We start from the raw sequence: 12,627 nt of genomic DNA, 5'->3' as shown, positions 1-12,627 counted from the left end.
GGTTATCCTAACTCCTCATGGTCCAGGCGGCGCAATTTGCCGCGTACGTTGCTGAGATGGTTTTGCATCGCGGCAGTGGCTGCCGCCGGATCGCGAGCCTTGATTGCCATAAATACCCGTTGGTGCTCGTCGATCACCCGTTGGCGTTCGGCCTGACGGCCCAGGTTCTTGCTGAGTGAATACACCAGCACGCCGAGATACAATTCGTGCATGTTATCCAGGATCTGCACGAAAAACGGGTTGTGCGAGGCCTGCATAATGGCGCGGTGGAACAGGTAATCCTCTCGATGACCAATCAAACCTTCGTCGAGGGTGCAGTGTTTAAAGTGGTTAAGGGCCAATTCAATCGCCCGCAGTTCCTGCTCGGTATGGCGTTCGGCGGCCATACTCGCCGCCTGTTGCTCAATCACCTCACGCATTTCCAGCAGTGCTTCCACTTCACCCGGATCGGCTATTTCCAACACCAGCGGCTGGTATTTGCTCAGCAGGGAATGTTGTTCCACCCGATGGCCGCCCCCCTGCCGCGAGGAGATGATGCCGCTGACCTCCAGAATGCCGAGCGCCTCACGCACGGGCACCCGGCTGACGCCAAAGGCCTCCGCCAGCAGGTTCTCTGACGGCAGTTTTTCCCCGACGGGGAAGGTGCCGTTACTGATGCCTTCCTTCAACTGCGCCAGGACCTGATGAGAAGCTTTCTGGCGCGTAACCTTATTGATCATTTACAGCCCTCTGCGGATGACTCCGCCTGAAACGCAACAGATGCATGGACGCCGCAGTAACAATCAGCGCCGCGCCGCCCAAGTCGGTCAGCAGCCCCGGTTTAATCAGCAGGATAGCCGCAAAGGTAAACAATATCCGCTCCAGCCAGTGGGTTTTCATCATCCAGAAATTGGCGCTGGCGATCGACAGCGCATAAATCCCCACCAATGCGCTGATCACCATATGGATCACCGACAGCGCATTAAGGTCGTCGCCCTGCATCAGCAGCATCGGGTTATAGACCAGAATGAATGGGATGATAAAGCCCGGCAACGCCAGGCGTACGGCATCCCATGAGGTCTGCATCGGGTCGGCGCGAGCGATGCTGGCGGCGGTGTAACTGGCCAGCGCCACCGGCGGCGTGATGTTGGACAAGGCGCCAAACCAGAACACAAAGAAGTGCGCCGCCAGCGGCATCACGCCGGCTTTGATCAGGATCGGCGAAACGGTGACCGCCACCACGATGTACAGCGCGGTAGAGGGCAGGCCCATACTCAGTACGATACACACCAGCATCACCACCAGCAGGATCATCCACAGGGTATTGTTGGTCATCGCGACGATATTAAACGCCAGCGTGGAGCCGATACCGGTCATGGTGACCACGCAGATGATTACCCCGATGGCGGCGCAGGCTATCGTCACCTGAATAGAACCGCGAGCCGCTTCGTTCAGTGCTTCAGCGATTTTTTTCGGCGTCATGCGTACGGTGGTATCGGGGGTGAGCCAACTGGCGAGGATGATCGAAAGAATGCCGAGGAACCCGGCATAGATCGGCGTTTTGCCCAACAACAGGGTGCCGATAACGATGATCAACGGCAGCAGCAGCAGGCCGCGCGCCTTCAGCACCGCTTTCACTTTGGGAATATTTTCTTTGCTGATGCCTTTCAGACCCTGCTTTTTAGCCTCCAGATCGATGGCAATAATCAGCGCCGCGTAATAGAGCAATGCGGGAATAATGGCGGCGATCACGATGGTGGTATACGAAATGCCGAGGAAGCCGGCCATGATAAAGGCGGCGGCGCCCATGATCGGCGGCATGATCATTCCGCCGGTGGAGGCGGTGGCTTCAACCGCACCGGCAAAGCGGGACGACAGGCCGATGCTTTTCATCAGCGGGATGGTGAAGGTGCCGGTGGTGGCGACGTTAGCCACCGCGCTGCCGCTCAGGGAGCCGGTCAGCGCCGAGGAGATCACCGCGACCTGCGCCGGGCCGCCGCGACGCCGACCGGCCATCGCCAGCGCCAAATCGTTGAACAATGCCGTGGCCCCGCTGACGCTGAGGAACGCGCCAAACAGGATAAATACCACGATAGCGGTGGAGGCGGTGGACAGGGTGATGCCGAAGATCCCTTCGCTGGTCATAAACAGCCGGTACAGCAGGCGTTCGAACGAGAAGCCGCCGTGGCCGAAAATGCCCATAAAGTACTGGCCGAACAGTGCATAGACGATAGCGAAGGTCGCCAGCCCGGGAATGAAATACCCCGTGGTGCGGCGTGCGGCTTCAAACAGCACGCCGATGCCGATCACCGCCATCACGTAGTCGGTGGTATTGGGAATGCTTTTGCGCACCACGTGCAAGTCCAGATAGCTGGCGTAGAAATAGCCGTAGCTGACCAGCGTCAGGATAATGAACAGGTAGTCCCAGCGGTTGAATTTGCTGGTGGCGTGGCGGCGTGATACCGGAAACAGTATGAAGCCCAGGATTAAGATGCCGCTGAGAAACGTGGTATTGCGGTAAAACTCCTGGGTATTCGACAGCGCATTGGCATAAATGGCGTAAGCGGAAATCGCAATGGCCAGCACCGTGGCCAACTGCAAATAGATACCGCTTAGCGGGCGACTACCAGCCCCGGCTTCTTTATCCAGATCGACGGCATTTTGCGGCGACAGGTTGTTAGTGCTCATACGACCTCCTTATCGATTGACGGCAAGCGCTGCCGCTTCCGGTGGGATCAGATAGTCGGGCACGCTGACCCCGGCCTCGAGATAATATTTATAAGCGCCCATATGCAGCGGCACAGAGACGCCTTTCAGCGCATTCTCCAGCGAAATGTATTTGGCGGCGCTGTGGACCTGATGCACTTCCGGCAGGTTTTCAAACAGGGTTTTGGTCAGGTCATACACCAGCTTTTCATCAAGGCCATTGAGCGCGACCAAAATATTGGGCTGGGCGATAGTGGAAACCGCCTTACTCTGCCGTGGGTAGGTATCGGCTTTAATATCAAAACGGAACCAGGAATTGGCGATGGCGTTGATGTTGGCCAACTGTTCATCGGTGACGTTGAGGATGCGTGAGGGCACGCCGCTGGCGAACATGTCGGTTACCGCTGCCGCCGGTACCCCGGCAGGCAGGGCACCGCCGTCGAGTCGCCCGTCGCGCATGGCTGAAACGGTGTCGCCGTAACCCAGGTATTCCGGCGTCAGCGATTTCTTGCTCAGGTTAACCCCTTGCAAAATGATCAGCGTGGACTGCTCGGTGCCGCTGGCCTGTGGGCCAACTGAGAAACGGCTGCCGGCGATGTCATTCAAGGTGCCGTCCTTGACTTTGTTTTCCAGCATCACAAAGTGTTCTACGTTCGGCCACAGCATCGAGATGGAACGCAGATGGCCGTAGGCGCGGCCTTCAAAATTGCGTACGCCCTGGTAGGCTTCGACGGCGATCAGGCTTTGCAGGATCGCCAGCTGCGCCTCGTTTTTCTGCAGCAGATCGATATTCTCTATCGATCCCGCAGAGGATTGCCCGCTGACCTGGATGCCGTTCTGCTTCAGGCGGTTGCTCCAGACATTGGCCAGCCCGACGCCCATCGGGTAATAGGTACCGCCGGTGGAGGCGGTGGCTACGGAAAGAAAGGTCTTGTCGGCATTCTCCACCTTGCCGGCGACCGCCAGCGCCGCGACGGCAGCCAGAGCACCCGCAGCCAGCAACAGCTTGATTTTTCTATTTTTCATTATTTTCACCCGAGGTTTTTGAAACAAATAGAAAACATTTACGCAAACTTGTATACAACATTGCAGCTTTTATCACCTAACAAGCATTGTTTGATTTGTGATCAAGGTGGGTGAAAAGCGTTCAAAAAATGGCGGGAAATGTGAGGAAGGATGGGATAACCCCGTGACGGTTGCCACGGGGGAAATGCAGATTACCAACCTTTAACGGCATCGCCCTTGTAGATTTCGGCGGCGCTGGCGGCAACTTCATCGGTCTGATAGGCCTTGATCAGATCCTTCACGTTTTCGTTGTTTTGGTTATCCACCCGAGTGGCGAAAACATTGACGTAAGGCGAATCTTTGTCTTCGACAAACAGCCCGTTCTTGGCGGGCGACAGACCAATTTGGCTGGAGTAGTTGGTGTTGATGATCGCCAGGGCGATCTGTTTGTCGTCTAACGCACGCGGCAACTGAGGCGCTTCAATCTCGACGATTTTCAATTTCTTCGGATTACTGACGATATCCAATGAGGTAGGCAGCAGCCCGACGCCCTCTTTCAGCACAATCAGCCCCTGTTTTTGCAACAGCAGCAGCGAACGGCCGAGGTTGGTCGGGTCATTGGGCACCGCAACCTGGGCACCGTCAGGCAGTTGGCTGAGCGACGTGATTTTTTTGGAATAACCGGCGATGGGATAAACGAAAGTATTGCCTACCGCCACCAGTTTGTAGCCGCGCTCCTGGATCTGTTTTTCCAGATAAGGCTTGTGCTGGAAGGAGTTGATGTCGAGATCGCCATTATTCAGCGCTTCGTTGGGCAACACGTAATCATTGAAGGTCACCACTTCCACATCCAGATCGTATTTCTGTTTGGCGATTTTCTGTACGGTTGCCCACATAGCCTGATCGATGCCGGAGCTGATGCCGACTTTGATGTGGTGGTTGTCTTGTTCGGTCGGTCCACAGGCAGTCAGCAGCAGGCTGCTTGTTACCGCCAGCGCCGCGGCGAGTTTTTTCAGCGTAAATGTCATTTCCCAGAGTCCTTGTCAAAATAGCCTGCTGGTTATTGCAGGCTGAAGAGTGGCACTGACTCTAGATAATCGGCTGGCTAAAATAAAATACTGATTCTCTATGATTAATAGCGATTTGCTATGAGGGATTTCAGGCTCCGCGGCTGCGCCAAAACAGCGCAAACAGTTCGGACTGCGTGTTGATGCCCAGTTTCGAATACAGGTGCTTTTTATGCGCTCGTACCGTCTCGATAGAAATCTGCAGGCGGCGGGCGATCTCCTTGGTAGAACAGCCCGCCAGCATCAGTTGGCTGACCTGGTTTTCCCGTTCCGTCAATTGCGCGCCGCCGGGCAACGACGACAGTGAGAAGTTGCTGTCGCCATCATCGCTGGCGTTTTCGAAACGCATCCGCTGACGCATCAATGGCAGTAGCCAACTTTCGACCAGAGCCAGAATGCCGAGGTGACGATCGCTGTAGCGCCTCGAGGCGCCCAACGACAGGCAAAGCATGCGCTGCGGCTCCACCAGCAGGTTGAAATGCACCTCATCGCCGCCGACGTTATGGTTGAAATAGTGTTGATAGTATTCCGTCGCCGCAAAATTGGCGGGTGCGACGTCATCCAGGCGCAACAGCCCGGTGCGTTGGCGCGCCCAGGCGTCCAGGTAGAAAGGATCGAGCAGATAGAGGCCTTTCTGGTAATCGTGAAACAGCGCTTCGTCACTGCCGTCGCTTTCGTCGCTGGCAGCCAGGATCTGTGGTGGATGCTGGGGAGAAAACAGCAGCGCCACCCAGTTTTCCAACGGGATATGCCCCTTCAACAGGCGCGCACAACTCTGCCAGAAATCCGCCTCGTCGAGGTTATCGACCAGTTGGCCGAATGCCCGATGCCAGGCCAGCGTCTCGGGAGAAATAAGGCTGCTGTTACCCACTGATGTTACCCCTGTTATGGAATAGCCAGAACGGCTGTTTCGGGCATACTACCATTATTATTACTGTGTTCCGCGTGGAGGATAAAATGGAAATAACCCTGGCCCAATTGTCCTGTCGTGAAGGCTGCGTTGCCGACAACCTGGCGCAGGCCCTGGCATTCATTGAGCGTTACGCCAAGGGCGGCAACCTTATCCTGTTCCCGGAAACCCAGCTCACCGGTTTCGCTGCGGCGCAGGGTGACACCGATTATGCCCTGCAAAGCGACGGCGCGGAGTTGTTGCAACTGGTTCAGGCCAGCCGCCAATACGATGTCGCGCTGGTGATTGGCTTTCTTGAACGCACCGATAAGGGGGTGTTCAACAGTACGGTGCTGATCACGCCGGAGCAGGGGATTTATCTGCACTATCGCAAGACCCATTTGTGGCCGGATGAGCGTAATACCGTTCTTCGCGGCGATACGTTAGTGTGCGGCGTTTGGCGCGGAACGCGTATCGGGCTGCTGATTTGCTACGATCTTGAGTTCGCGGAAAATGCCCGGGCGTTAGCCGTTATGGGCTGCCAATTGCTGCTGGTGACGAATGGCAATATGGATCCCTATGGCCCGGTGCACCGCAATGCCGCGCTGGCCCGCGCGCAGGATAACCAGATGTTTGTCGCCATGACCAACCGCTGCGGTGAGGGTGATGGATTGCAGTTTGCCGGCGAAAGCCTGATTGTCGATCCGCTGGGGCGCGAAGTCGCCGGATTGGGCCGCGAAGCAGGGGCGCTGTCGGCCACATTGGATTTTACCCTGCTAGAGCAGGCTCGCCGCCACTACCGTTATCTGGACGATCGGCGCTTACCGTTAGCGCGAGAAGCGCAGTGGGTTGAAGGGGAAGAGGGGCGCCGGGGGTGGCCACTGGGGTAATCGGCCTGGCGTATCCTGTTTGTGCCCTGGTATACAGTTTGTTTTGACGGGGGATCCGCCTGCTTATTATGATGACGGAAAGCCCAACCGGGGCGCGAATAGCCAAAGGAAAAGACAATGCGATTTAACATGTGGCGCAAGGCGTTGCTGCCATTGGTGGTTTTGACTTGCGTATCAGCGGCTCAGGTTCAGGCGGCGGAGAGCGTGGCGGAACCGATCCCGAAAACGTTATTGGGCAACTGGCATATCAGCAAGATCCTGCCGACCCAAACCGTGGGTTGCTGGGATGAACAGCAGGCGAAAGGCCTGATCGGCGGCAAGATCGGTTATAAAGCAGGGAGTTTCACCTGGAACGGTACCGAGTTGAAAAGCGAGGGGGCAACCCTCAGCACGGTGGAAGCACAGGAGTTTGTTGAGGACAACTCCGGCAGCAGTTCTTATATCGACTTCCCGATGCTGGGCATCAGCACGCCAGCGGTTGAACGGGTGATGATCCAGCATGCCGATACCACAATCAAAGGCATTACCGATCAGGGTACCGACGGCGTACCGGGGGATAACGTGCTGGTAAAAGATGCCAACACGCTGATCCTGTCGGTGTGCAACGTGTGGTTCGAAGCCCAGCGCGTGCGGTGACCCCTGCCATCGGCTTATCTTGTCCTGCCCTCATTGCGTCAGCGCGATGCGACCGAAGAGGGCATGACTCCCTTGCGGGGTAATGGCCGAAAGCTGATCCAGGCGGCAAACCCGTTGATTATCGAAATAAATAAACTCTCCCTCATTCTCCAGCGTCTGGGTGGTTAACGCCGTTGCCTGGAAACACTGCCCGTTAACCAATTCAACGTTCAGCCGGTAACCGTAGAGGCAGGCAATTTCCAAATAATCATGCAATTCGCAGTCTATCGGCCGGTAAGCTGTCATGACATCCCCTGGCAACCCTGCATTTTAAAAATGTAATAGCCCGTTTGGCCAATAGCCTGCTCCACCTCAGGGCTGGAGGACTCGCTGTGGCAGAATGCACAGCTGCTTTGGCTGATATTGTCCTCCTCAATGTTGTTCTGTTTGAGGAACTGTTGCGCATAGTGTCTTGCCTGAGCCAGATCGTTGCTGTCGGTGAACACGTCGAAATGCAGATAGCGACCATCCCTGGTATGTACATGAGTGTCAAAAACATTGATATACATAGTTATTTATCCTTTTGCTTGTTTATCTGAATGTGATATTGGTATCGATTCGATACCATAATCCTCGCATTTGATGAAAATCCTGTCAACGGCGCTTTTAACCAAAATGACCGGTTGAGAGCAGAGCACAAGGAAAGGGGCATAAACCCTAAAGAAGCGTTTCAATATGAAAATGAGCGGGCAGAGCCGGTGATTTATTTCTGGCGTCACGTTTACCGAATTAATTTTTTATAAAATCAAAGCACTATCCGGGTTTGGAAAATAAAGGGGCGTTTGAAATCCTGGGGATATTTCAATGCCGGGATGCTTCAAGAAATTAGCCGCCGATTTTATATCGGCACGCTGATAGGCAAACACTATTACAGCTATAGGCGCAGGCTGGGTTATTCATTGATTGTTATCAATTATGCAGCGCATCTTCCTCTCTACTATTACCGGGCGACTGTCTATTGGATGGGCAATACCTTATAAGGATTGAAAATGAAAAAGGTCACCCGTATTGCGGCGATGTCCCTTACCGGCATTGTCTTATGTTATCTGGGGCTTTCGGGCTATGTTTGGTATCACGATACTCAGCGTACGGTGTACAGTCAGGCACCGCGATCTGCGCTGGAGAAGAATAACCAGATTCTCGGATTGCTGAGAGAAAAGGGCTGCGATTATTGCCATACACCTTCTGCCGATCTTCCCTTCTATGCCTCATTTCCCATTGCCAAACAGCTGATGGAATACGATATCCGCCTCGGGTATCAGTCTTTTAACCTGGAACCTGTACGTGCCAGCCTGATCGAAGATAAAGCGGTATCACAAAGCGATCTGAACAAGATTGAATGGGTAATGCAGCATAAGACCATGCCGCCGACACGGTATGTCGCCTTGCACTGGGCGGGGCAGGTGGATGAGCAAGAGCGCGAGACCTTGCTTGGCTGGATAGCGCAGCAGCGCGCGCGTTACTACGCCAGTAACGAGGCTGCCGCGGAACACCGTAATGAGCCGATTCAGCCGATCCCCAAGGCATTGCCTGTCGACGCACAGAAAGTGGCGCTGGGTTTCCGACTGTATCACGACCCGCGCCTTTCCGGAGACAGCACTCTCTCTTGTGCCCACTGCCATTCGCTCAATACCGGAGGCGTAGACGGCAGAAAAACGTCGATTGGCGTTGGCGGCGCGGTAGGGCCGATAAATGCGCCAACGGTATTCAACTCCGTGTTCAACAGCGAGCAGTTCTGGGATGGCCGTGCGCCAACGCTGCAGGTACAGGCCGGTGGACCGCCGCTCAACCCTATCGAAATGGCTTCCAAATCCTGGGAGGAGATCATCGGCAAGCTGGACAAGGATCCGGTACTAACCCGTGATTTTGTCGCCGCCTACCCGCAGGGCCTCAGCGGCGAGACCATTACGGATGCCATCGCCGAATTTGAAAAAACCTTAATCACGCCGGACTCACCTTTCGATAACTGGCTGCGCGGCGATGACAATGCCATGACGATGCAGCAGAAACACGGTTATCAACTGTTTAAGGACAACAAATGCGCCACTTGCCACGGGGGAACCATTCTTGGTGGGCGTTCCTTCGAGCCTTTGGGGCTGAAACGCGACTTCAATTTTGGGGAAATTACCGCCGCGGATATCGGGCGGATGAACGTCACCAGCGAAGCGCGCGACAGGCTACGGCAGAAGGTGCCCGGCCTGCGCAATGTGGCACTGACGGCGCCTTACTTCCATCGCGGGGATGTCGCCACGCTGGATGAGGCGGTCAAACTGATGCTGCGCTATCAGGTGGGTACCGAACTGCCGCAGCAGGATGTCGATGATATTGTTACCTTCCTCGAGAGCCTGACGGGCGTATATACCCCTTACCCCCAAAGCCAGAAATAACGCGCTGACGGCCCGCGTCATCATGGTATCTCCAGCCCCGGTAACGGGGCTGTTCCAACGGCAAGATGCCCGTTCGTCCCTCCGGTTTCTGAACTAAAATTATCCATAACGAGACAACAGAAATGTTGCCGTGCAAACCGGGGTCTCTATGAATCAATGACAGGAGGCGCTATGTGCTATCAACATATTATGATTGCCACCGACCTGAGTGATGACGGAAAACGGCTGGTGGAAAAAAGCGCGAGATTGGCCGCGGCGCTGCAGGCCAGGCTCTCTCTGATCTACGTGGATATCCACTACGATACCTACCATGCGGCGATTGGTTTTTCTGAGCGAAGCTACGACGGCGTACCTTTTGAAGAGAAGATCAAGAAAGAGCTGGAGCCGCTGACCCAGAATGTGAATTACCCGATCAATGAGGTGATCATCGGACACGGTGATTTTATCGAAGAGTTGAAGAATGCCGTGGTGGATAAAAGTGTCGACCTGGTGGTTTTTGGCCATCACCATGACCTGTGGAACAAGCTGTTTTCCTCAACCCAACATGCCATCAACCAATTGAATGTCGACGTACTGGTCATCCCGATCAAACAGTAGCCAGTTGATTAACCCTGCCAGTATTCACTCTGGCAGGGTGACGGACAGATTAGCGGGTGAAAAAGTCGTTATACAACATGTAAAGGTGCGCCGCGCTCCAGGAGAAATTCGGCGCGCCCTGTTGCATGCCGGTCAGCGGGTTGTAGTTCTCGCGGATGGGACCGTCGGTCATCAGCCCGTCGGCATGGTTGAAGAAAGCCTGGGCCATGGCGACAGCGTCGGCGCGATAGCCGTAGCTCTCCATGCCTTTAAGCCCGAAATACAACTGATCTACCCAGACCCGCCCCCGCCAGTAAATATCGGCACCGAACGCCGGATTGGTCAGCGCTGCCGTACCGAGAGGGACGTAGGTGTTGAATTCACGCGGATCCTTCATCACTTTAACCACTGCGTCGGCATGTTGTTGGCTGGCGGCGCCATTAAATAGTGGAGACCAACCTTCAGGCCCTTTACCTCGCTCTACGATGGGGTAACCGGCGCAGCCATTGGGCAGCGGTTTATCCTCGATGCGGATGTCGTAGAAGAAACCGCTGGTGCTATCGAACATGCAGTTATTAATGTAATTCGCCAGTTTATCGGCCTTGCTGCGGAAGGTAGCGGCCTCGGCATTGTGGCCCAGAATATCGGCCATCTCGGCCAGGTATCTGTTGTCGCTGTACATGTAGCTGGCCTGATCGACAGATTCCTGCAGCAACGAATAGCCGAGCAGAGTACCGTCCGCCGCACGATTTTCAGCAAACTTCACCTGCCAGTCCTGCCGTTTACCGCCCTGCGCCAGGTAACGGGCCAACTGATCCGGGTCGATAAAGCCAAAGGCGGCGGCGTCGTCACGGCCCGACTCCCAGGACGCGGCGACCTGAGCCGGGATTTCAATACTGTCGAAACGCCCGGAACGTACCACCCGATTATAGTTGTTCAACCCGGCAAGCTTTTGCTGATGCTGCCCGCGTTTAACGGTAAACAGCATCTGACCGTCCGGCGTGTTGTGTGCCTTGTCGCGCGTGGCGCCATACTCTGGCACCCCGTTGCCGTTATGGTCCCGGTTGCGCAACCACCAGTCGTGATAGGCGACCAGCTTCGGATACATCTCGGCCAGCCACTGTTTATCGCCGGTGGTGTTGTACACCTCCATCACCGCCCAGGCCGCCAGGCTGGGTTTGGTATTGCGTTCATTCCAGTTGCTGCCATCGCCGCCGCGTTCCGGGCTGGGGTTATAGGCGATCAAATCGGGAATAAAGCCGGCATCCCACGGGCGCAGCGGGTCGTCTGGCTGGATCTGGAAAGCGAACACCGCACGGATATTATCCTTGGCGACGTTAGGATTAAAATGCGCCATTGCGTACGCCTGCTTCCAGGTATCCCAGGGCCAGGTCTGGTTGCCGGAAAACCAACGCCCGGTGACAGAAGGCGTCACCGAATCAAATTTCATCGCACCGGCGGCCCCGCGCCAGTTGGCGTTTAAGGTTTCTATCGCTTTAACCGCCACGCGTTCCTGCGCCTGGGTGGCATGCGGATTCGACAGTCCCTGGTCGAGATAATTTTCCCAACGCTGCGCCGATGCGCTCATGTAGCGCTGGGGATCGGCGAGGATCGAAGCAATCTTGCTTTGTTCCTGCTGGACTTCGGCGGCGGTGAGCAGGTGAGAGTAGGTGGTATAGAAGGTGGTGGAGCCGGAAATCGTGGCTTTGGCGATAAACCTATGGCCATTGACCGTCGTTTGCTGCGGCAGCGATTTATGAATTTGGTATTCGGACTCGCCGGAGGTCATCAGTTGTGAAGCCGCGCGCACCCTGCCGAAGGTAACCCGCAGGCCGTCCCTGGTCGGCAACAGCTGCCGCGTATAGTCGGGGAATGCCTGCTCGATGGTTGGCGGGGACTGTGGTTTTTGTTGTTTGGCATAGTATTTTTCCAACAGTTCGCCATCCCACACCAGTTCCAGCGGCATATCGCTAGTGATTTGGGTTTCGAGCAGTGAAGTGCGGGCAGTAGCGAATCGCAGCGTCAGTTTAACCGTGATCCCTGGGGCGGTAAGCCGCTGGATCAGCGCGCCGGGGATGCTGTAGGCGGTCATGCTGAAGCGGACTTTCTCCCCGTTTTTATACAGGCTGAGCCGGTCGAAGTTATTGGCCATAAAGTTAATGTATTCTTCGGTGAGCAACGCCGGACCCGGGAAGCCGCCCATGCCTTCCGGGCCGTTTGGCAGTAAATGACCATGCCAGGCGCCAAGATCAAAAAACGGATTAAAGCGTTGGTGTTCATCGAAATCGTAATCGAGCATATAGTATGGGGCACCGCTGCGATTAATCACGTTTTTATAGGCTTCCGCCCGCAGGGGGCTTTCGTTACCCGGGTGAGAGATGCAGCCTGGTATCGTCAGGGCCGCGGAGATAACCAGGGCCAGAGACGGCAGTTTATTAATCATCTTCATTATG

General features: G+C 55.5%; 12 protein-coding genes. 4 read left to right on the top strand and 8 right to left on the bottom strand.

The genetic code is table 11. From position 1 onward, the window contains the following. Positions 1 to 2 precede the first annotated feature (2 nt). From ACMGG1_RS14310 to ACMGG1_RS14290, 5 genes are all read right to left on the bottom strand, one after another. Positions 3 to 719, bottom strand: a complete 717-nt coding sequence (locus tag ACMGG1_RS14310) for a FadR/GntR family transcriptional regulator (RefSeq protein WP_414160776.1) — start codon at positions 717 to 719, stop codon at positions 3 to 5. Further along, positions 709 to 2,667 carry a TRAP transporter permease gene (locus ACMGG1_RS14305; RefSeq protein ID WP_409325092.1) on the bottom strand — a complete coding sequence of 653 codons (1,959 nt, stop codon included), beginning with the start codon at positions 2,665 to 2,667 and terminating at the stop codon, positions 709 to 711. The genes ACMGG1_RS14310 and ACMGG1_RS14305 overlap by 11 nt, the downstream gene beginning before the upstream one ends. A 9-nt stretch (positions 2,668 to 2,676) precedes the next feature. After that, entirely contained in the window at positions 2,677 to 3,711 is a 1,035-nt protein-coding gene (locus tag ACMGG1_RS14300) for a TAXI family TRAP transporter solute-binding subunit (RefSeq protein ID WP_116690726.1), read from the bottom strand. A 191-nt stretch (positions 3,712 to 3,902) separates the two neighbouring features. Next, complete coding sequence (gene metQ, locus ACMGG1_RS14295; protein ID WP_046373843.1) at positions 3,903 to 4,718, bottom strand: methionine ABC transporter substrate-binding lipoprotein MetQ; 816 nt, start codon at positions 4,716 to 4,718, stop codon at positions 3,903 to 3,905. Positions 4,719 to 4,848: 130 nt separating this feature from the next. Next, on the bottom strand, positions 4,849 to 5,628 hold the full coding sequence (locus ACMGG1_RS14290) for a response regulator transcription factor (protein WP_414160775.1): 780 nt from the start codon (positions 5,626 to 5,628) through the stop codon (positions 4,849 to 4,851). 86 nt (positions 5,629 to 5,714) lie between these two features. Between ACMGG1_RS14290 and ACMGG1_RS14285 the strand changes: the two genes are divergently transcribed. Both ACMGG1_RS14285 and ACMGG1_RS14280 read left to right on the top strand, forming a co-directional pair. Beyond that, positions 5,715 to 6,536 carry a carbon-nitrogen hydrolase family protein gene (locus ACMGG1_RS14285; protein WP_414160774.1) on the top strand — a complete coding sequence of 274 codons (822 nt, stop codon included), beginning with the start codon at positions 5,715 to 5,717 and terminating at the stop codon, positions 6,534 to 6,536. A gap of 117 nt (positions 6,537 to 6,653) precedes the next feature. After that, on the top strand, positions 6,654 to 7,172 hold the full coding sequence (locus tag ACMGG1_RS14280; protein ID WP_116690723.1) for a hypothetical protein: 519 nt from the start codon (positions 6,654 to 6,656) through the stop codon (positions 7,170 to 7,172). A 30-nt stretch (positions 7,173 to 7,202) separates the two neighbouring features. Here ACMGG1_RS14280 and ACMGG1_RS14275 read toward each other — a convergent pair whose 3' ends face one another. Both ACMGG1_RS14275 and ACMGG1_RS14270 read right to left on the bottom strand, forming a co-directional pair. Beyond that, complete coding sequence (locus ACMGG1_RS14275) at positions 7,203 to 7,457, bottom strand: Rho-binding antiterminator (protein ID WP_020826409.1); 255 nt, start codon at positions 7,455 to 7,457, stop codon at positions 7,203 to 7,205. Then, on the bottom strand, positions 7,454 to 7,720 hold the full coding sequence (locus ACMGG1_RS14270) for a DUF2024 family protein (RefSeq protein ID WP_020826410.1): 267 nt from the start codon (positions 7,718 to 7,720) through the stop codon (positions 7,454 to 7,456). Before ACMGG1_RS14270 ends, ACMGG1_RS14275 begins: the two co-directional genes overlap by 4 nt. Positions 7,721 to 8,200: 480 nt before the next feature. On the opposite strand from ACMGG1_RS14270, the gene ACMGG1_RS14265 reads away from it, so the two are divergent. Both ACMGG1_RS14265 and ACMGG1_RS14260 read left to right on the top strand, forming a co-directional pair. Then, a complete protein-coding gene (locus tag ACMGG1_RS14265) occupies positions 8,201 to 9,598 on the top strand; it encodes a cytochrome-c peroxidase (RefSeq protein WP_400825543.1) in 1,398 nt (465 codons plus the stop codon). Between the two features lie 171 nt (positions 9,599 to 9,769). Then, positions 9,770 to 10,195, top strand: a complete 426-nt coding sequence (locus ACMGG1_RS14260) for a universal stress protein (protein ID WP_046373839.1) — start codon at positions 9,770 to 9,772, stop codon at positions 10,193 to 10,195. 49 nt (positions 10,196 to 10,244) lie between these two features. Here the strand turns inward: ACMGG1_RS14260 and ygjK are convergent, their stop codons facing one another. After that, positions 10,245 to 12,623 (bottom strand): alpha-glucosidase, encoded by a 2,379-nt coding sequence (gene ygjK / locus ACMGG1_RS14255; RefSeq protein WP_414160773.1) that lies wholly within the window; start codon positions 12,621 to 12,623, stop codon positions 10,245 to 10,247. Positions 12,624 to 12,627 lie beyond the last annotated feature (4 nt).

This window comes from Serratia sp. BNK-12 (assembly GCF_047456085.1).
GTDB lineage: Bacteria > Pseudomonadota > Gammaproteobacteria > Enterobacterales > Enterobacteriaceae > Serratia > Serratia liquefaciens.
Note: the sequence above shows the minus strand (reverse complement) of the source record. Positions and strands in the feature narration are given on the sequence as shown.